Source organism: Streptomyces sp. CB03238, from assembly GCF_002099185.1.
GTDB lineage: Bacteria > Actinomycetota > Actinomycetes > Streptomycetales > Streptomycetaceae > Streptomyces.
This window is the reverse complement of the sequence record NZ_NBCN01000010.1, coordinates 132,358-151,142: the sequence shown is the minus strand read 5'-3', so window position 1 is coordinate 151,142 and position 18,785 is coordinate 132,358. Positions and strand designations below refer to the sequence as shown.

Sequence of the window (18,785 nt, the reverse complement as noted above, 5' to 3'; positions counted from 1 at the left end):
CCCAACCAATGCCGAAACGCCGGGAGGCGTCGTCACGGGGTGGTGCCCGTGGCCTGACGACGGCAGCCGTCAGCGTTGAGAGGAGAGAGCACATGAGTGATTCCGAGGTGCGCATGCCGAGCTGGATGTCCGGCGTCGCGCTCGGGGAGGGTCTGGTCGACTCGATCGCTCAGCACCACGAAGACCGCCTGCGCCGTAAGGGCGCGAGTGAGTTGGTCAGAGTGGTGCTCGGGCAAGAGGTCAACGAGAACCGGCTCCCGGAGTCGAGTTCGGACGAGCTCTGGTTCGAGTCGATGCTGGCATCGGCCTGCATGGTCGGGGCCGCGAAGCTCTGGAGGAGGACTCGGGTCGTCTACGACGTGAACCCCGACTTCGGAGCCAGCCTGATCGACATGGAAGTGGATGCCGAGTTTCCGGGCGAGGTGCTCAAGCAGCTCCCCCACCCGGATCCGGTGTTCGTCTTCCGCGAGCCGCACATCAGGACGATGCCGTCGGGTGAGGACATCGCTGTCCGCGGATTCCTCGTCACGTGCCGGCCGGCAGTGAACTCTGTCGCCAGCACGATGGACGTGGATCTGGACGACGACGAGACGCCCTACCTGGTCGTCATGATCGTCGATGTCCTGCCGAAGTCCGGCAAGGCCAAGAGCCGGGGGTTCGTCGAGTTGAAGGTCCCCCGCCAGGAAGGTAAGACGACCGCCGAGAAGATCGTCGGTGACATCGGCATCTTCTACGGGACCCATAACGGCTACCGGCCACCGGCCGACGAGGGTGCGCTGAAGGCCTTCCTGTCGGAAATGGCGCTGATCGCTGTGTCGCACATGCTCTACGCGTGCTGTGACAACCCCGACGCCCAGGAGGCCTCCGCGCCTGCACAGGCGACTCGGGTCAAGAAGGGCAGCAGGCCCAAGCGACCGACTCGCGTCCTGCGCCTGGGCTGGCACCTGGGTCCGGCGATTCGCCGGTTCAACGCCGGCATCGAGCGCCTACGCCGGACCGGGGCGAGCACGGGCTGGACCGTGATCCCCCACGTGCGCCGAGGCCACCCGCACACCGTTCTGTACGGGGCAGCCAAGGCCTTCAGCAAGGTGAAGTGGTTCCCCCCGACGCTGGTCAACGCCGACAGGTTCGGCGACGAGGCCGAAGGCCTCCTGGTGCCCTTTGAGTAGCCGACGCACCAACCAACGAAGCCGAAACCCCTGGAAGGGGGTCGTCACGGGTGGTTCCCGTGGCCTGACGATGGCAGTCAGTTGGTCAGAGGAGAGATCATGCAGAAACTGAAAAGGCTCCGGCTCGTCGAGATCAGCGGGGACGGGGCTCGTCTGGTGACGGACGCTGCGATCGACGTGCTGGTCAGTGCCTGGGCAGCACGGCGGTAAGTTATGCGGACCGTCATTAGTTGGAGGACCGCTGTGGAAGAGCAGGTGGAATGGCTCAGGCCCGAGTATCAAGGCCGTGAGTCCGAGCTGTCTTCCGTCAGCGATCTGGCCAAGCGCGCAGGTGTCAAGCCGCACACCGTGACCACCTGGAGCAGCCGACACGCGAGCTTCCCCAAGCTGGTCATGATCAAGCGGGGGGCGGTGACGACGAAGTACTACGCCACCGCAGAGTTCGACGACTACCGGCGGGTCCATGAGGAGGCCGTCAGGCAGAGTCGGTCCAAGACGTCCGCGCCTCGCTCGCCGGCCTCCATTGCTCAGGAGCGTCTCCAGAAGCTGGAGGAGCAGGACACAAGGCTGGCAGCCGAGGAGAAAGAACTGTCGGACAAGCTGGCAGCCGTGCTTCGTGAACGTCACAAGCTCGATAAAGAGCGAGGCGAACTCCGCCGGCACCTGGAGCAGGAGCTGGCCAAACTGCACGACGCTCTGAAGACAGAGCAGCCCTGACGGAAGCGCCGGGTTCAATCCCCGGCCAGGGCACTCAGGGGCCTCCGGTCACCACACCTCTCCTCCCGGAGGCCCCGACCATCTCCTGATCCGTTCAGGACCTCCCCGGCGTCACCGCACGCTCTCCCACTCCGCCGGGGAGTGCCTGAAGGGGCCAGGAGTACGCAGCCCCGTGCGAGGTAGTTTGCTTCGCAAGGAACGCGAGGAGAGGCACGACAGTGGCACAGAAGGTTCAGGTTCTGCTGGTCGACGACCTGGACGGCGCGGAGGCCGACGAGACCGTCACCTTCGCGCTGGATGGGAAGTCGTACGAGATCGACCTCACCACGGCCAACGCGGACAAGCTCCGGAGCATCGTGGAGCCCTACGTCAAGGCCGGGCGCAAAGTGTCGGGCCGACGCGGTAAGTCGGCTGCCGGGAAGCGCACCGAGGTCGGTGCCGACTCGGCGACGATCCGGGCGTGGGCCAGGTCGAACGGCTGGCCCGAGCTGAAGAACCGCGGTCGTGTGCCGGCCGAGGTCCGCGACGCCTTCGAGAAGGCGCAGTCGGCCAAGTAGCACAACGCAGCAGAGAGAGGGTCCTGCCGGGTGGTCCGGCGGGGCCCTCTGCTGTTTTGAGAGGAGAGGGAATGGAACAGCGCACCGACAGGAAGACGCTGGAGTTGGCCAGAGAGATGGTCAAGGCCATGCAGTCGCACATCCAGGGAGGTGTGAGCCGGTACCCGAATCTGCGGGCTCTGGTGCCGTACGTGATGGCTGGCAACAAGCAGGTGCCACAGGCGCTCATCCCGTGGGACCCGGCCGACCGCCGCGAGATGGCGGCGATGGGTCGTGACGCTGCGATCCACGAGTTGTGGCGGAGCGACAGGACGGTCCTCGCGATGGACGAGTACCTCTTGGCCGCGCTGTCGGAGTCGCCGGCTGAGCTGCCGAAGGCTGCCGTGAGGGGGCTGCGGTACAGGAACCCTCTGATCGTCCTCACCACGCCGGACTTCTCGGACGAGGACACGCAGTACTACCGGCAGCAGATCGGCATTCCGCTGGTCGCCCACACCTTCGGGCGGTGGGACAACGCACAGCTCCTGTGCTCGATGAGCGACGACCGGTTCGAGGACCTAGGCGTGATGTTCGTCGGGTACATCTCAACGCCGGAAGGTCTGGTGCTCCAGACGCTCCGGTGCACGGTCCCGCTCGACGGGGAGTCCACCACGGTCGCCGAGGCGGTCGCCCGGACGGTCAGTGGCTTCCACTTCAGCGACGACCTGGGCGAGCGAGACATCACCCGGCTGGCGACGTGGCTGCGCAGGTACCTCACGCAGGTACTGCACACCGTGTCGTACGCCGGCAGCAACCCGGAAGACGCCGAGGTGTACCAACCGCCGGTCAAGCCGGCCGGCAAGAGCAAGAGCAAGAAGACCCGACGACCGCGGGTGGAGGAGGTGACCGAGTTTGTGAAGCTCGGCGCCAGCCTCAGCCGTGAGCTGCGGGGGCTGAGGGAGACCGAGGGCTGATCAGCCCAAGCAAGCGGAGGAGTCTGTCAGCGACCCCTGGCAGGCTCCTCCGTCATTGAGAGGAGAGGCATGAACGAGCAGACGCGGGGGCTTCGGCTCACCGACGATGAGATGGAAACACTCCGAATCATGGTGGAGCACTCCTGGCGCTTCACCCCGGACCCCCGATTCATCCGCCAGGTGCTGGAAGAGGACTCCGCAACACAGACCACCATCCGCGGTGGTCGGCACTACGGCTGGTACACCAGCGGGGTCCCGGAGATCGTCCTGAACGAGTTCGCCAGGGCGCTGATCGGTGAGAACGTCCCGGAGACGCTGTCCACCTACGAGGCGTGGCAGTCGTGGCAGGCGCGGGTCGCCGAGGCTCACGCAGAATGGGTCCGCAAGAAGGACGCCGAGGGGGATTCCAGTGAGTGAGCAGGTGCGGGCCGCAGTCTTCGTCAAGGGGAACACCCCGGACGCAGCGCTGGCCAGCCGAGCGCAGTGCGAGGCGTGGGCCGCGGAGCGCGGCTATGAGGTCGTGGAGTGCTACGAGAGTGCGGGACGTATGGACGTCCTCCTCGACGTCATGAACGACATCGCTCTCCGAAGGTTCGATGTTCTCGTCGCTGCCAAGACCACGGAGTTCGGCCGGCAGGCTCGCCCCGTCCAAGCACTGGTGGATCGGGCGAACAGGTTCGGCGTAGTGGTCAGCCTGGTGGGCGCGGCGGAGGACCTGACGTCGCCGTCTGGGCACCTGGTCTTGGCCCTCCGTACGGCTGAGGACGAGGCGATCGAGGCGCGGGAGGAGTGGTGACGGAGGAAGAACGGGAGCCGGTCTACTTCTTCTGTAACTCGTGCGGCGAAGAGGTCGAGGACGAGACCTCCATCTGCTGCGACGACGGCGAGATCGAACCGTCCTATGACGAGTAGGGGGGCTCGGTGAACAGACGACGTCGTACACAGCGGCTGGTGCCGCTGGTTTCATTCAACGGTGTGCCGGCTGCGGCGGCTGTCCCTACCGGGGCGCCCGAGGCAGACGGTGGTTTGCAGCCGGCGCTTGCACTCGTGCATCTAGGCCGAGAGTCGCGGGCTGAGGTCGATGCCTTCCTCAAGCGGCACCGCTTCGCGCCGAGAGGTGATGTCGCGCAGGCAAAGGATTCTCAGGCCCGGTGGTCAATCGAGCGGGACGGCCGGGTGGTGCTCTCCTTCATCGCCGACAACGGGGTCGATCACGTGGCGCTGCCAGCCGAGGAGGGGGTGCGCCGCTGGGCGGCCCTGACCCTCGCAACGGGGGGCACGCTGGCGGTGTGGTTCCTCCCGGAGATGACCGCATACACGTCACAGGCCATCGGCCGGCGCATCGCTCCGGATGGTGGTGAGTGGTGGCGGCTGAGCGCCGGCTACGTGCCAGCGTGAGGGTCTGAGACCGCATGACGAAGCCCCCGGCTCCCTCTCGGAGCGCGGGGGCTTCGTCGCGTCTGCGACCAGACCTTGCGTTTGTGCAGGTCAGGCGGCCACAGTCATTAGGAAAGATATTGCTACTGATCTTGACGCCTTGAAGACATCGTCTCGCCGGCCCACATACGTCACATAGCCGTCGGCGTCGCGCGAGCCGATGTCGCCGGTGCGGTAGTAGCCGTCGGCCATCGCCTCGGCCGTACGGTCCGGGTCGCCGTGGTAGCCGGTCATCACGCCCACGGGGTCGGTGGACAGGTCGACCGCGATCTCGCCCTCCGCCGCGCCCGGCTTCCCGGTCACCGGATCGAGCAGCTCGATGCGGAAGCCGGGGCTGGGCCGCCCCATGGACCCGGCCTTCAGCAGCTGGCCGGGGCTGTTGGAGACCTGGACGGCCGTCTCGGTCTGCCCGAAGCCGTCCCGGATGGTCACGCCCCATTCGCGCCGTACGGTCTCGATGACCTCGGGGTTCAGCGGCTCACCGGCGGCGACGGCCTCCCTGGGCGGGGTGCGCAGCGCGGACAGGTCGGCCTGGATGAGCATCCGCCACACGGTGGGCGGGGCGCAGAAGCTGGTGACGCCGTGCCGGTCCATCTCGGCCATCAGGCGGTCGGCGTCGAAGCGCGTGTAGTTGTGGATGAAGACGGTCGCCTCGGCGTTCCAGGGCGCGAAGAGGTTCGACCAGGCGTGCTTGGCCCATCCGGGTGAGGAGATGTTGAGGTGGACGTCGCCCGGCTTGAGCCCGATCCAGTACATCGTCGACAAGTGGCCGATGGGGTACGAGGTGTGGGTGTGCTCGACGAGCTTGGGGCGGGCGGTGGTGCCGGAGGTGAAGTACAGCATCAGCGGGTCGTCGGCCCGGGTCTCCCCCGTCGGCTCGAAAGGCCCGCAGGCCCCGTAGGCGTCCTCGTACGCGATCCAGTGCGGGACGCGGGCGCCGACCGCGATCGGTGTGTACGTACCGGGCACGTCGTCGAACTTGCCGGTGTCCTCGGCCCGCACGATCACATGACGGGCCCGGCCGCGCTCGATGCGGTCGGCCAGGTCCACGGGGCCGAGCAGCGGAGTCGCGGGGATGACGACGGCGCGCAGCTTCATCGCGGCGAGGGCGGTCTCCCACAGTTCGACCTCGTTGCCGAGCATGACGACGATCCGGTCCCCGGGGCGGACGCCCAGCCCCCGCAGCCAGTTCGCGACCCGGTCGGAGCGGCCGGACAGCTCGGCGAAGGAGAGCCGGGTCTGAGTGCCGTCCTCCTCGACGATGTGCAGCGCCGTCGCGTCGTTGCCCGCCGCGATGACGTCGAACCAGTCGAGCGCCCAGTTGAACCGGGCGGGCCGGGGCCAGGCGAAGCCGTCGTACGCCCTCTCGTAGTCCTCCCGGTGCCGCAGCAGGAAGTCCCGGGCCGCCCGGAACTCCTCGGTCGCGCCGCTTTCCGCCATGTGTCCTCCTCGTTGCCGGGCATTGCGGGACTGGTCGCCGCCATCGTGCAATCGGCGACCCAGGTCTCACTACCCGCGGACGGGGGTGAAGGAGCGGGTACGCGCGGCCCTGTTGCCCCGGCCCTCGCGGTGCTCGGCTCGCGGTGCTTAGGGTGAGGGCCATGGTGTCCACAGACCGCGTGCCGGCCTTCGCGGCCATGTCGCTGCTCGTGATCGTGATCCCGGGCCCGAGCGTGCTGTTCGTGATCGGCCGCGCCCTCGCGCACGGCCGCCGGACGGCGATGGCGACGGTGCTGGGCAATGTCGTCGGCTCGTACGTCCTGGTGGTGGCCGTGGCCCTCGGGGTCGGGGCGGCGGTCGAACGGTCGGTGGTCGTGTTCATGGCGGTGAAGCTGGCGGGCGCGGCGTATCTGGTCTTCCTCGGGGTGCAGGCGTTCCGGCACCGCAAGGAGATGAAGGCGGCCATGCTGAACGTGCCTCCGCCCGCCGCGTCTCGGGGCGACCTGCGCACCCTGCTGGACGGCGTCGTGGTGGGCGTCACGAACCCGAAGGGCATCGTCTTCTTCGCGGCGGTGCTGCCCCAGTTCGTGGACCACGCGGCCGGCCAGGTGGCGGTCCAGATGCTGCTGCTGGGCCTGGTCCCCATCTGCATCGGCCTGGTCACCGACACCCTGTGGGGCCTGGGCGCGGCGGCGGCGCGGGGCTGGTTCGCCCGCTCGGACCGCCGCCTGTCGATGGTGGGCGGGGCGGGCGGCTTCGCGATGATCGGCCTGGGCGTGACGGTGGCGGCGACGGGCCGCGCGGACTAGAACGTACCGAACCGCACCTCGCACGCCTTCTCCGGGACCATCGCCGTCATCGTCCGCCCGGCCTCCTCCTCCAGGGCGGCGCGCCGCTCGCGGGTGAGCGCCCCGAACGGCTGGACCGTGACGGTCGCCCGGTCCTTCGTCTCCTCCAGGCGCCAGACGCCCGCGAGGAACCCGTCGACGAGGAAGGTGCGGTACGCCTGGTTCCCCTTCCAGGTCCGGTCCTTGTACTCCTTCGGTACGACGCGGGTGCGGTCGGCGTGCGAGAGCAGCAGGTTGTCGAACTCGGGCAGGAAGCGCGGCGGTGCCGGGGTGTCCGGGCCGGGGCGGGGTGCGTCGGGCAGGTCGAAGAGCTCGGTGCCGTACGCGTCCTGGAAGGTGAGGAGCCGGGGCCGCAGCCGTTCGAAGGCGTCGCGCAGCCGGGTCAGGCCCGACCAGGTCTGCATGTCCTTGACGGAGGCCGGGCCGAAGGCGGCGAGGTAGCGCAGCACGGCCTCGTCCGGAGTGGCCGGCTCGGCGGACCTGCCCAGCCACACCTCGGCGGTGGTGAGGGCCACCTGGCCGCTGCGTCCCCACAGGCCGCGCGGGGTGACCTGGACCAGCGGCAGCAGGCAGCGGGCCGCGACGGTCAGGGCGAGCGGATCGGCGTCCGGCCACTCTTTCAGCAGCGCCTCGCGGATCTCCTTCGGCGTACGGGCCCGCTCCTCCACCAGTTCGCGGCTGATGGCCGTGAGCCGCTCCAGGTCCACCCCGACCAGTCCCTTGCGGAAGACGCCGACCTCCCGGTCGCGCGCGGCCTGGACGAGCGGGCGCAGGGCCAGGACGTCGTCGGCGGTGTGCGTGTGGATGGTGGACCGTATGGTGACGATCCGGGCCACCTCGCGGGCCTCCATCAGCGCGGACAGCTCCTCGGGGCGGAAGCCTTCGAGGCGGGCGGCGAGGGCGTAGTAGGGCGGCTTGGTGTTCTGGGCCTGGAGGCCGACGAGGTGGGAGACGGCGTGCTTCGCCGGCATGGGGGTACGACGCAGCAGGAGCTGCCGTGCCAGGGTGGCGCGGTTGAGGGCGCGGGCGGAAAGCACGGGCTTCTTCTGGGAGACCATGTTCGGCACGTTACGCACCCTTGAGGACGAGTGTTGTCCTCAATACGTATCCGGCCCCTGCCATGCCGGGGCAAACCGGGACGTATATGGTTCGACCCGGGAGGTGAGACCCGTATGACCCTGCCCTCGAAGAAGCCGAACTGGCGCCGGCGCTCCACGGCCCCGGTGCCCACCGCCGAACACGCACCGGCGGTTGCGCCCGTTGCCCCGTCCCGCGACCGGGGCAGTGTGGTCCAGGCGTCCCTCTACCGGGACGGCCGCAAGGTCTCCTCCCCCGGCACGCTCGCCGAGACCTTCCGCCAGTTGCGCGAGGAGCCGGACGGCATGGCCTGGATAGGGCTCCATCGCCCCTCGGAGGCGGAACTCCTGTCCCTGGCGGCCGAGTTCGACCTCCACGAGCTGGCCGTCGAGGACGCCATGGAGGCCCACCAGCGCCCGAAGCTGGAACGGTACGGCGACACGCTCTTCGTCGTGCTGCGCGCCGCCCGCTACCTCGACGCCCAGGAGGAGGTCGACTTCGGCGAACTCCACGTCTTCCTCGGCGCGGACTTCCTCATCACGGTCCGCCACGGCGCGGCCCCCGACCTCTCCGCGGTACGCCGCCGCATGGAGGAGACCCCGGAACTCCTGGCCCTGGGCCCGGAAGCGGTGCTGTACGCCATCCTCGACGCGGTCGTCGACGGCTACGCCCCGGTGGTGGCGGGCGTCCAGAACGACATCGACGAGATCGAGACGGAGGTCTTCCGGGGCGACCCGGAGGTGTCCCGCCGCATCTACGAACTCTCCCGCGAAATGGTCGAGTTCCAGCGCGCCACCCGCCCCCTGGTCGGCATGCTCCACGGCCTGATGGCCGGCTTCGCCAAATACGGCACGGAGGAGGAGCTCCAGCGCCACCTGAGGGACGTCGCCGACCACGTCACGCACACCAGCGAACGTGTGGACGGCTTCCGCCAGGCCCTCACCGAAATCCTCACGGTCAACGCGACCCTGGTCACCCAGCAACAGAACGCGGAGATGCGGGCGCTGGCGGAGGCGGGCTTCGCCCAGAACGAGGAGATCAAGAAGATTTCAGCCTGGGCGGCCATTCTCTTCGCACCCACACTCGTGGGAACTATCTACGGCATGAACTTCGAGTCCATGCCTGAGCTGGGTTGGAGCTTCGGATACCCCTTCGCGGTGGGCTTGATGGGGATGGTTTGCGTCAGTTTGTACGTGATTTTCAAGCGCCGCGATTGGCTTTAGGTGACCGGCTCCGCTCAAGCAGCACGCGCATGGTTTGCTCTTGCGCCTCCCGCATAGGGAGCCCTATGGGGCGCTGGGGAGTCCCTGGGGAGAAGTGATGCGGGTGATCTCCTCGCCGTACCTCCACAGGGCCTCTGACCTGGCTTTTTGGGGATCTGTGGACACTCGGGAGAATCCGGGGAGAACCGGAGCCGCCAACCGCATCTCACGCCCGCGCCATCACATCCGCCCGTCGCACAGTTGGCCACCCTCGCCCGGCTCACCGATGTCGCCGCGCATTACAGTGAGTAACTACGGGCAGCGCCTGCCGGACGCCCTCCACCGGACAAGGACTCGCCGTATAGCATTTGAAATGCCATACTCGTGTCATGGTTGACGACACCGACTTCCCTCCCGGCGACGGCCCCAGCAGCGGCATCTCCGTCTCCCTGACCGCCGGCACCCTGCAAGCAATCCGCGAGCGGGTCGGCAAGCGGGGTGTGTCCGCGTACTTGGAGAAGGCCGCGCAACGGCAGATCGAGCGAGACAACCTTGACGAATTGATCGCCGACTTCGACAAGACCCACGGCCCCGCCGACCCCGAGGCCGTGGCCACCAAGCTGGCCAAGCTCACCGGCACCCCCTCCTCCGGGGCCGAGGCGGCCGCGTGAGTGGCGCGCTCATCCTGGACAGCGAGGGCCTGGCGAAGGCCGTGCAACGTAACCGTGAGGTCCACGAGTGGCTCACCGCCGCCCGCGACGCCGATCTTCCGGTGATCACCTCGGCCGCGGTGCTCGTCGAGGTGATCCACCCCCGGATCAACGACGCCGCGCTCAAGTGGACGCTGTCCCGGCTGCGGGTCGAGCCGGTCACGCAGGCCGTCGCCCAGTCCGCCGCCACCCTGCTGCGCGCGGCTGGCCTGCACGGCCACAAGTACGCCATCGACGCGATGCTCTGCGCCACCGCCCTCACACAGCCGGGCCGCGTCACGGTCCTGACGTCCGACGTCGAGGACATCACCATGCTCACCACCGACCACCCACGCGTGACCGCCGAGAAGATCTGATGCGGAACCTCAACGTGCTCGGCCGCTACAGCGCTGCCTTCATCCCAGCCGACGGCGACCTGCGACTGTTGCGAGCCCCGGACGCACCCTGGCTGGACGAGGACGACGACGGCACCGAAGCCTGACCGCGGACGTCTGTCTGTACCGCTGTCCCCAGGGGCAGTGCAGCGACCCACTGCACGACTCCGAGAAACCGCAGCGCGCAGACCTCCAATTCACGGCTGCGGCGTGAGCGGCTCTCCGAGAGGTGCGCGCGTGCGGGCGCGTTCGACGAGACCGCGACCCGTGAAGCGGGACCGATATCGGCGATGCAATAGTCGAAATTCCCCACCCGATACGAGCGTCACCGGTCCGGCTCCGCTCAGGGTCAGTGCCGACGGCGGGGGCCGGCCCTCGGAGCGAAGCCACATCCGAGGGTCGGCGTTGTCAGAGCAACGACGCCGGCGATTCGGCACTCTGATGAAGGACCAAGACCCCCCACGGCGCTCACTCGGGTGGTCCCGTCGCAATAGTGCTTCATTGCGCCTCCGGGGCCTCATACATACGACGTTCCCCTGGGTTTGGGATCGAGTCACCAATCATCGGACGCCGTTTCGTCGTTCCCTCTGAATGTTCCTCGCCGCCCAAGGGCCACTGTGGGGCAACCTTCCCGATCCCTGGAGCCCCCTATGAGAAGAACCAGAATGGCCGCCGCGTGCATCGCGGCGTCCACGCTCCTGGCCTCCGGCTGCGCCACCACCTCGGCCGGTACCAAGGGCGGAGACGCCTTCGTTTTCGCGATCAAGACCGACCCCGGGCTGCTCGACCCCGCGCAGGCGAAGAACGGCAGCAGCTACACCGCCGTGTCACTGGCCTACGACACACTGGTCAGCACCGACGCGAGCGGCAGAATCGTCCCCGGTCTCGCCGACACATGGACGGTCCGGCCGTCCTCGGTCACCTTCGCCCTGCACAAGGGCGCCACCTGCGCCGACGGCAGCCCGGTCACCCCGGACACCGTCGCCGCGAACGTCCGCTACATCACCAACCCGAAGAACCAGTCCCCGGCCTACGGCATCTTGGTCCCCCCGGACATGACCGCCACACCCGACAACGCGGCGGGAACCGTGACGCTTTCCACCCCACGGCCGTACTCGTTCATCCTGCAGTCCACCCGGTACCTTTTCATCGTCTGCGGAGCGGGCCTCAAGGACCGGCGGCTCCTCTCCAAAGGCACCTCCGGCTCCGGGCCGTTCCAGCTCACCTCGGCCGAGCCGAACCAGAGCTACACCTACATCCGGCGCAAGGACTACACCTGGGGCCCAGCAGGGGTTCCCGTCGCAGACCGACCCGGCAAGGTCGTACTCCGTGTCCTGCCCAGCGAGGGCACCATCGCCAACGAGTTGCTCTCCCACCACCTCAACGGCGCCATGCTGGCAGGCCCGGACCGGGCGCGCGTCACGAACGTGCCGGGCCTGACCGCCACCGACCAGCAGAACGGCACCCATGAGTTCTTCTTCCACCAGGGCCCCGGCCACCCGGGCAGCGACCCTGCCGTGCGCAAGGCCCTGCTTGCGGCCGTCAACCTGACCGACCTCGGCGCGGTGGTGACAAGCGGCACCGGACGACCGCCCACCGGGCTGGTCACCCAGCCCAGGCCCTGCACCGGCGACACCGTCACCGGCCACCTGCCCGACTACGACCCCCACGCGGCCGCCCAGCAGCTCGACGCCGCCGGCTGGACCCAGCCCTCGCCGGGTGCGATCCGGGTCAAGAACGGAAGGAAGCTGACGTTCCGCTTCATCTACTCGTCCTCCGGGGGCGAAACGATGGCCGCCGCGGCCGAGTACCTGGCGGACGCCTGGAAGCAGGTCGGTGCGGACGTGCGGCTGCGTGCCGTCTCCGACGCCGCCTACTTCCAGGTCGAGGCCATCGAGCAGAACTGGGACCTGAATTGGGCTCCGCTCGGGGTCACCCTGCCCTCGCAGCTGACCGGTCTGCTCTCCGGCCCCTTCACGCCCGACGGCAACAACTTCGCCCACATCAGGAATACGACTTACGACCGCCTCACAGCGAAGGCCGCCACCCTTCCGGTTGAGGTCGGCTGCCCGCTGTGGAACAAGGCCGAGACTGCCCTGTTCAAAAACGCGGACCTGATCCCGGTCGTGGACAAGACGCAGACCGTGGCCGCCTACGGCGCCACCTTCCGGATCTCGTCGGGGATGTTCGCGCCGACCACGATCCGCATGACGGGAGGCTCCAGATAACCCCGCCTGGAGTCGGACGCCCGCCCGCCCTCGTCCCGGGAAGGATGGCTCAGCCGGGTCGACAGGGCGGGCGGGCTGCGTGGCGTCGTGGAGGCTCGGCGGGTGGAGGCGCTCCTGCCGTCACGCGGTGCGGTGGTTCCACTGTGCCGGAGTGGCAGTCTCTTGCGTTCGTGCCCAGGGCAGAATCCCACCGGGCCGTTCCGTCGTAGGAGACGAGGTGCAGCGAAGGCCCCCTGGGCGTGGTGCCCTGGGAGCCTTCGGGAGTGTCGGCTGTTCTGTGCGGAGGACTAGGGCGTGTATCGAAAGTGGATCTTGAGCGTGAGATGATTTCGGTCCGTGGCACGTGGAGATCTGACAGATGCGCAGTGGGCCCGCCTGGAGCCGCTGCTGCCCCAGGGCAAGAAGCCGGGACGCCCACCGATATGGACGAGGCGACAGTTGATCGACGGCATACGCTGGCGAACCCGGACCGGGACTCCGTGGCGGGATGTTCCGGAGCGGTACGGGCCCTGGGGCCGCGTGTACGACCTGTTCCGCCGCTGGCAGCGCGACGGCGCCTGGAAGTGGATCTTCACCGAGCTGCAGGCCCAGGCCGACGCGAAGAACCTGATCACCTGGGACATCAACGTCGACTCCACCGTCTGCCGAGCTCACCAGCACGCGGCCGGCGCGCGGAAAAGGGGGATCTGCAAAAGGAACCGCCCGGTGGCATCGCCAGCGAGCCGGACGACCACGGCCTCGGACGTTCGCGCGGCGGCCTGACCACCAAGCTGCACCTGGCTGTCGAACAGGGACAGAAGCCCATGTCGATCGTTATCACGGCCGGACAGCGCGGCGACTCCCCGCAGTTCGAGCCCGTCCTCAAAGCGATCTGCGTGCCTCGCGTCGGGCCGGGCCGACCGCGTACGCGGCCCAGCCGAGTGCGGGCGGACAAGGCTTACGCCTCCCGCAAGAACCGCGCCTACCTGCGCAGACGCGGGATCCGGTGCACCATCCCGGACAAGGCCGACCACGCCCGCAACCGCAAGAAGCTCGGCTCCCGCGGCGGCCGGCCGCCGAAGTTCGACAAGACTGACTACCGCGAGCGTCACGCAGTTGAGTGCGGGATCAACCGCCTCAAGAGGTACCGGGCGGTGGCCACCCGCTACGAGAAACTCGCCGTCCGCTACGAGGCGACCGTCCTCGTCGCGGCCATCAACGAGTGGCTGTGACCAGTGCGGAAATCAATTCACCTCACCGCAGTGCAGAGACGACACTCGCCTCATGACCACACACTTCACGGTGCGCCTGGCTCAGCCTGGTGATGCGCGGATCTTGGCGGAACTGCGCTGGACGTTCAAGCAGGAGGACCTCGAAGGGCAGCCGTCGGCTCCCGCCCGGCCCCTGGAAGAGGCGGAGCACTGGATCCGCGACCGGCTCCGCAATGGCCAATGGCTGGCGTGGATCGCGGAGGCCGGAGGTGAAATCTGCGGTCACGTCTTCCTCTGTCCGGTGGAGAGGATGCCGGATCCGTACAGCGACAACACACCGGTCGGCTACGTGACGAACTTCTACGTCACACCGTTGCAACGGAACAAGGGAGCAGGCTCTGCGCTACTTGAGGCGCTGAACCGGCATTCACGCAGGGTCGGCTTCGACACTCTGATCGTCTGGCCGTCAGAGCGCAGCAGTCCCCTCTGGCAGCGGTACGGTTTCCAACCTCCGGAGGAGCTGTTGGAACTGCCATTCGATGCATGAAGAGATCCACTTCCGATACAGGCCCTAGAGCGCGATCCACTCGGTGGACGTGGTGACCTCCTTCAGGACATCCCGCAGCGGTTCGATGCCGAGGCCCGGGCCCGTCGGGACGTCGAGGTGGCCGTCGGCGAGGACGAATGGCTCGGTGATGTCCCTGGCGAAGTAGCGGTGGGAGCCCGAGGTGTCACCGGGGAGAGTGAAGCCCGGGAGGGCGGCGAGGGCCACGTTGGCGGCGCGGCCGATGCCGGTCTCCAGCATGCCGCCGCACCAGACGGGGATTCCGTGGGCGCGGGCGATGTCGTGGATGCGGCGGGCTTCGAGGTAGCCGCCGACGCGGGCCGGCTTGATGTTGATGATCGAGCAGGCGCCCAGCGAGATGGCCGCGGCGGCGTCGGCGGCGGACTCGATGGACTCGTCCAGGCAGATCGGGGTGCGCAGCAGCTTGGCGAGCTGGGCGTGCTGGACCATGTCGTCGTTGGCGAGGGGCTGTTCGATCAGCAACAGGCCGAAGTCGTCGAGTTTCGCGAGTTGCTGGGCGTCGACGAGGGTGTAGGCGGCGTTGGCGTCGACCTGGAGGAGGAGGTCGTCACCGAAGCGCTCGCGGACGGCGCGGACGGGTTCGACGTCCCAGCCGGGTTCGATCTTCAGCTTGATCCGTGCGTAGCCCTCGGAGACGTACCCCTCGACGGCGTCGAGGAGTTGGGGTATCGAGTCCATGATCCCGACGGAGACGCCGCAGGGGACGCGGTCGCGGGCTGCGCCAAGGTACGAGCCGAAGGACTCGCCGGACGAGCGGAGTCGGGCGTCGAGGACGGCGGTCTCCAGGACCGACTTGGCCATGTGGTGGCCGGTGAAGGGTTCGAGTGCGCGGCCGACGGTGGCCGCGTCCACGTCGTCCTTCGGCAGGGCCGGAACGAGGAAGCGGCGCAGGACGTCCTGCGCTCCGTCGACGTACTCCGAGCAGTAGCGGGGCTCCGACATGGCCGCGCACTCTGCCCAGCCTTCGATGCCGTCGGAGGTGACGACGCGGACCAGCAGGACGTCGCGGCTGGTCTCGACGCCGAAGGAGGTGCGGAACGGGGCGACGAGCGGCATCGCGATGCGGCGCAGTTCGACGCCGGAGATCTTGGTCTTCATGTGCGGGTGGCTCCTGGGGATGGTTCAGGCGGCGGTGCGGTGGATGACGTAGCTGCGTCGGTCGTGGAAGCCGGCGACGGTAGCTCCCTCGGCGAGCAGGCCGCCGAGGGTGTGCCGTACGGCCAGCCGCCAGTCGCGGGCGGCGCCCGGGTCCGTACGGCGCAGGGACTCGATGTCGTCGGGGAGGTCGATGAGGACGGTGTCGGCGTCGGTCGGGCCGATCACGGGGCGGCCATCCTGGTTGCGGACGCCGTGGGCGGCGCCGGCGGGCAGGGTGAAGGTGTACGGCCCTGTGGGCGCGGTCAGGTCCCAGGTGGTCAGGACGCGGTCGGACTCGTCGCCGCCGTTGATGGCGTCGTCCATGGCGCCGTAGAAGGACGGCAGGTACTCCTCGGGGCGTGCGCCTAGCTTGACGAGGTTGAAGTAGGCGTTGCGGCGGATCAGCGGGTCGTAGGTCCAGGTGATGCGCTTGATTCCGCGGGTGAGGGCCCATTGGCGCTGGTGAAGTTTGAGGGCGAGGCCGATGCCGCGTCCCTGGGCGGTGCCGGTGATGTGGGAGTGCAGGGTGGTGCCGATGGGATCGCCGAAGAAGGCGACGGAGGCGCCGACCAGCCGGCCGTTCTCGTAGGCGCCGGCGACGTAGTTGCCCGCGTGGGACAGAGCGCGCATGACTTCCGCGGAGACGGGCGGGCTGTCTGCGTCCGTGCCCCAGATGTCGGCGTAGAGGCGGCTGACGGTGTCGAGGTCCTCCATGCTGTGGAGTTCCCTGAGGTCGAGTGCGTTCACTGCAGCGCTCCGACGAGGTGGGCCAGCAGCCGGGCGCGGTCCGGCATCGTGGCGGTGACGACGTGTTCGTGGTCGGCGTGGGCGCCGTCGCCGACGGCGCCGAGGCCGTCGAGGGTGGGGCAGCCGGCTCCGGCGGTGTAGTTGCCGTCGGAGGCGCCGCCGACGGCCGCCTGACGCAGGGGGTCGAGACCGAGACGTGAGGCGATGTCATCGGCCAGGGCGAAGAGCTTGTGGGAGGCGTCCGGATCCAGCGGCGGGCGGTTGGGGCCGCCCGCGACATGCAGACGCGCGCCGGGATGCTCCGGTCTCAAGGCCCTGATCAGCTGGTCGACCGCGTCCTGGGCGGCGGCATTCGGTACCCGTACGTCCACGCTGAGGTCGGCGCGGGCGGGCACGGTGTTGTTCGCGGTGCCAGCCGACATCAGTGTCGGTGTGACCGTCGTCCCGGGTCCGGTCTGGGCGGTGACCGTTTCGGCGATCCAGCTCAGGGCGAGGAGATGCTGGGCCAGTTCGGTGGCCGCGTTGATGCCCTTTTCGGGTTCGAGTCCGGAGTGGGCGGCGCGTCCGTGGACGGTGATGTCGTAGAGGGAGACGCCCTTGCGGCTGGTCTTGAGCGCTCCTCCAGGTGCGGAGGGCTCGAGGACGAGGGTGGCCGCGCACTGACGTGCCAGGTCCTCGATGAGGTGACGGGAGGTGTCCGAGCCGACCTCCTCGTCGCCCGTGACCAAGACACACAGACCGTCGAGGGAGGGCAGGGAGGCAAGGGCGTGGAACATCTGGACCAGGCCGGCCTTCATGTCGAAGACGCCCGGGCCGCGGGCGATGCCCTGCTCCACCGACCAGGGGTGGGTCTTGAGCGAGCCGATCGGCCAGACGGTGTCGTGGTGACCGAGCAGCAGGATGCGCGGGGTTCCGAAGGTCCACTGCACGTGGGTGACGCCGTCGACGACCAGCGTCTGCGGGCGGGCGCCGAGCAGCCGACTGCCCTGGTCGGCGACGACCTGTGCGCTGCGGGCGACAGCTGCGTGGTCGGCGGAGTACGACTCACAGGTAACGAGTTCTTCGAGGTCGGCGAGCATGGCGTCGAGATCGAACGCGTGGTCCGCTCGCGGTGGACGGGGTTCTTGGTCAACCGGCACGGTGGGTCCTCCAGGTTGGGATGACCGCCACGCTAGGCAGGGCGGACACCGCCCGGTTCGTGCCGTAGTGACAACCTCGGCGTCGGGTTCGTAGCGGGGACCGAATCCCACGAACGACCGACGCCCGGCGGGTCGTACGACCGGCCGGGCACCGTTCCTAGGACAAGTCAGCCAAGGTCAGCCCATGTGCTTGGCCATGAGCTGCCGCATGTTCCCGCCGAGAACCTTCAGGATGTCCTCCTCCGGCAGGCCCCTGCGGAAGAGCGCCTCGGTGACCAGCGGCATGCCCGCCGGGCCTTCGAGCCCGGGGAAGTCGAACATCGGGTCCTCGTCGTCGAGGCTCTCGCAGCAGGGCGGGGTGACGTCGTGCATGACCTCACGTACGAAGTCCGAACCGAGCCCGACGTGGTCGATCCCGGCGACGGAGACGATGTGCTCGATGTGGTCGACGATCCGGTCGGTGCTCACCTTCGCCTGGTCGTCGGTGAGGAAGTCCGGTACGAAGTTCACGCACACCACACCGCCGGTGGCGGCCACGCCCCGGATCTGGTCGTCGGTGAGGTTACGGTGGTGGTCGCGCAGGGCCCGGGCGCACGAGTGGGTAGCGATGAGCGGCCGGGTGGCCAGTTCCAGGACGTGTGCGACGCCGCTCGCCCCCAGGTGGGAGATGTCGAAGAGCATCCCGAGGCGTTCCATCTCGCGCAGCGCCTCGACGCCCGGCACGGTCAGTCGGCTGCCGGTGGCGTCCTCCCTGCTGCCGTCGGCGAGCGGGGTGCGTCCCCAGTGGGCGATGGAGGCGATCCGTACACCCAGTCGGAAGAGGGTGGGGAAGAGTTCGACGGAGGCGTCGATGCCGGGGGCGCTCTCCAGGGCGAGGACCAGGGCGATCCTGTCCTCGGTGAGGGCCGCGTCGATGTCGGCGCCGTTCAGGCAGAGTGCGACCTGGTCGGCGTTGGCCTCGGCGAGGACGTGGGCGCACTCGATCATGCGGAGGGTCTGCCGGAGCGCGCCCTCGGGGCGGTACTGGTCGTCGATGAAGACGGGCAGAACCTGGATGTCGATGCCGCCTTCGCGCAGCTGGGGTAGCCAGCGTTCGCGGAAGAAGGGGCCCCAGCGCTTGGGCGGGCGTGCTGCGACGGCCATGAGGAGGTCGTTGTGTGCGTCGGCGACGACGGCACTGTGGTGGAGGTCGTGGGACACGACGATCCTTTCGGGCGGTGGAAGGGCGTCCGGCGACCCGTAGCCGTACGGGGTGTCGGGCCGCCGGGCACGAG

18 protein-coding genes, 1 tRNA gene, 2 other RNA genes and 2 pseudogenes are annotated in these 18,785 nt (G+C 68.6%); 17 read left to right on the top strand and 6 right to left on the bottom strand.

The window, feature by feature from the left end; translation table 11 throughout:
- Window positions 1-9 precede the first annotated feature (9 nt).
- The 9 genes from BKD26_RS19575 to BKD26_RS39815 all read left to right on the top strand — a co-directional run bounded on the left by BKD26_RS19575 (window position 10) and on the right by BKD26_RS39815 (window position 4,794).
- An RNA gene (locus BKD26_RS19575) (hammerhead ribozyme type II) lies at window positions 10-72 on the top strand.
- 20 nt (window positions 73-92) lie between these two features.
- Entirely contained in the window at window positions 93-1,169 is a 1,077-nt protein-coding gene (locus BKD26_RS19570) for a hypothetical protein (RefSeq protein WP_084899709.1), read from the top strand.
- A gap of 19 nt (window positions 1,170-1,188) precedes the next feature.
- Window positions 1,189-1,252, top strand: an RNA gene (locus BKD26_RS19565) — hammerhead ribozyme type II.
- 576 nt (window positions 1,253-1,828) lie between these two features.
- A tRNA-OTHER gene (locus BKD26_RS40330) sits at window positions 1,829-1,919 on the top strand.
- Window positions 1,920-2,104: 185 nt separating this feature from the next.
- Window positions 2,105-2,443, top strand: coding sequence for an Lsr2 family protein (locus BKD26_RS19555; RefSeq protein WP_084899703.1), 339 nt, complete (start codon window positions 2,105-2,107; stop codon window positions 2,441-2,443).
- A gap of 71 nt (window positions 2,444-2,514) precedes the next feature.
- Window positions 2,515-3,396, top strand: a complete 882-nt coding sequence (locus tag BKD26_RS19550) for a hypothetical protein (protein WP_084899700.1) — start codon at window positions 2,515-2,517, stop codon at window positions 3,394-3,396.
- Between the two features lie 69 nt (window positions 3,397-3,465).
- On the top strand, window positions 3,466-3,813 hold the full coding sequence (locus tag BKD26_RS40325) for a hypothetical protein (protein WP_084899698.1): 348 nt from the start codon (window positions 3,466-3,468) through the stop codon (window positions 3,811-3,813).
- Window positions 3,806-4,192: a recombinase family protein gene (locus tag BKD26_RS19540; protein ID WP_084899695.1), complete on the top strand. Its 387-nt coding sequence runs from the start codon at window positions 3,806-3,808 to the stop codon at window positions 4,190-4,192. The genes BKD26_RS40325 and BKD26_RS19540 overlap by 8 nt, the downstream gene beginning before the upstream one ends.
- A 155-nt stretch (window positions 4,193-4,347) precedes the next feature.
- The gene (locus BKD26_RS39815) at window positions 4,348-4,794 is read left to right on the top strand and encodes a hypothetical protein (RefSeq protein WP_143662674.1); all 447 of its coding nucleotides are present in this window, start codon (window positions 4,348-4,350) and stop codon (window positions 4,792-4,794) included.
- A 132-nt stretch (window positions 4,795-4,926) separates the two neighbouring features.
- Here BKD26_RS39815 and BKD26_RS19530 read toward each other — a convergent pair.
- Window positions 4,927-6,273 (bottom strand): annotated as a pseudogene (locus BKD26_RS19530) (AMP-binding protein); the annotation flags it as partial.
- 161 nt (window positions 6,274-6,434) lie between these two features.
- Here BKD26_RS19530 and BKD26_RS19525 point away from each other — a divergent pair.
- The gene (locus tag BKD26_RS19525) at window positions 6,435-7,082 is read left to right on the top strand and encodes a LysE family translocator (protein ID WP_084899690.1); all 648 of its coding nucleotides are present in this window, start codon (window positions 6,435-6,437) and stop codon (window positions 7,080-7,082) included.
- On the opposite strand, the gene BKD26_RS19520 is transcribed toward BKD26_RS19525, so the two are convergent.
- Window positions 7,079-8,179, bottom strand: a complete 1,101-nt coding sequence (locus BKD26_RS19520; RefSeq protein WP_084900421.1) for a winged helix DNA-binding domain-containing protein — start codon at window positions 8,177-8,179, stop codon at window positions 7,079-7,081. The two genes, BKD26_RS19525 and BKD26_RS19520, sit on opposite strands and share 4 nt — an antisense overlap.
- Window positions 8,180-8,293: 114 nt before the next feature.
- Here BKD26_RS19520 and BKD26_RS19515 point away from each other — a divergent pair, with 114 nt between their 5' ends.
- The 7 genes and pseudogenes from BKD26_RS19515 (at window position 8,294) to BKD26_RS19490 (ending at window position 14,449) form a co-directional block, all read left to right on the top strand.
- The gene (locus tag BKD26_RS19515; protein WP_084899687.1) at window positions 8,294-9,421 is read left to right on the top strand and encodes a magnesium and cobalt transport protein CorA; all 1,128 of its coding nucleotides are present in this window, start codon (window positions 8,294-8,296) and stop codon (window positions 9,419-9,421) included.
- 368 nt (window positions 9,422-9,789) lie between these two features.
- Complete coding sequence (locus BKD26_RS19510) at window positions 9,790-10,071, top strand: hypothetical protein (RefSeq protein ID WP_084899684.1); 282 nt, start codon at window positions 9,790-9,792, stop codon at window positions 10,069-10,071.
- Complete coding sequence (locus BKD26_RS19505; RefSeq protein WP_084899682.1) at window positions 10,068-10,466, top strand: PIN domain-containing protein; 399 nt, start codon at window positions 10,068-10,070, stop codon at window positions 10,464-10,466. Before BKD26_RS19510 ends, BKD26_RS19505 begins: the two co-directional genes overlap by 4 nt.
- Window positions 10,466-10,591, top strand: a complete 126-nt coding sequence (locus BKD26_RS42040) for a hypothetical protein (RefSeq protein WP_277622398.1) — start codon at window positions 10,466-10,468, stop codon at window positions 10,589-10,591. Before BKD26_RS19505 ends, BKD26_RS42040 begins: the two co-directional genes overlap by 1 nt.
- Window positions 10,592-11,134: 543 nt before the next feature.
- Complete coding sequence (locus BKD26_RS19500; protein WP_241518736.1) at window positions 11,135-12,712, top strand: ABC transporter substrate-binding protein; 1,578 nt, start codon at window positions 11,135-11,137, stop codon at window positions 12,710-12,712.
- A gap of 336 nt (window positions 12,713-13,048) precedes the next feature.
- A pseudogene (locus BKD26_RS19495) lies at window positions 13,049-13,923 on the top strand (IS5 family transposase).
- A 52-nt stretch (window positions 13,924-13,975) separates the two neighbouring features.
- Entirely contained in the window at window positions 13,976-14,449 is a 474-nt protein-coding gene (locus BKD26_RS19490) for a GNAT family N-acetyltransferase (protein ID WP_084899679.1), read from the top strand.
- A 24-nt stretch (window positions 14,450-14,473) separates the two neighbouring features.
- Here the strand turns inward: BKD26_RS19490 and menC are convergent, their stop codons facing one another.
- From menC to BKD26_RS19470, 4 genes are all read right to left on the bottom strand, one after another.
- Window positions 14,474-15,586, bottom strand: a complete 1,113-nt coding sequence (gene menC / locus BKD26_RS19485) for an o-succinylbenzoate synthase (protein WP_084899677.1) — start codon at window positions 15,584-15,586, stop codon at window positions 14,474-14,476.
- A 24-nt stretch (window positions 15,587-15,610) separates the two neighbouring features.
- Complete coding sequence (locus BKD26_RS19480; RefSeq protein ID WP_084899674.1) at window positions 15,611-16,372, bottom strand: GNAT family N-acetyltransferase; 762 nt, start codon at window positions 16,370-16,372, stop codon at window positions 15,611-15,613.
- The gene (locus BKD26_RS19475; RefSeq protein ID WP_084899672.1) at window positions 16,369-17,451 is read right to left on the bottom strand and encodes a M20 family metallopeptidase; all 1,083 of its coding nucleotides are present in this window, start codon (window positions 17,449-17,451) and stop codon (window positions 16,369-16,371) included. The genes BKD26_RS19480 and BKD26_RS19475 overlap by 4 nt, the downstream gene beginning before the upstream one ends.
- Window positions 17,452-17,688: 237 nt before the next feature.
- Window positions 17,689-18,711: a membrane dipeptidase gene (locus BKD26_RS19470; RefSeq protein ID WP_084899669.1), complete on the bottom strand. Its 1,023-nt coding sequence runs from the start codon at window positions 18,709-18,711 to the stop codon at window positions 17,689-17,691.
- Window positions 18,712-18,785: the final 74 nt, after the last annotated feature.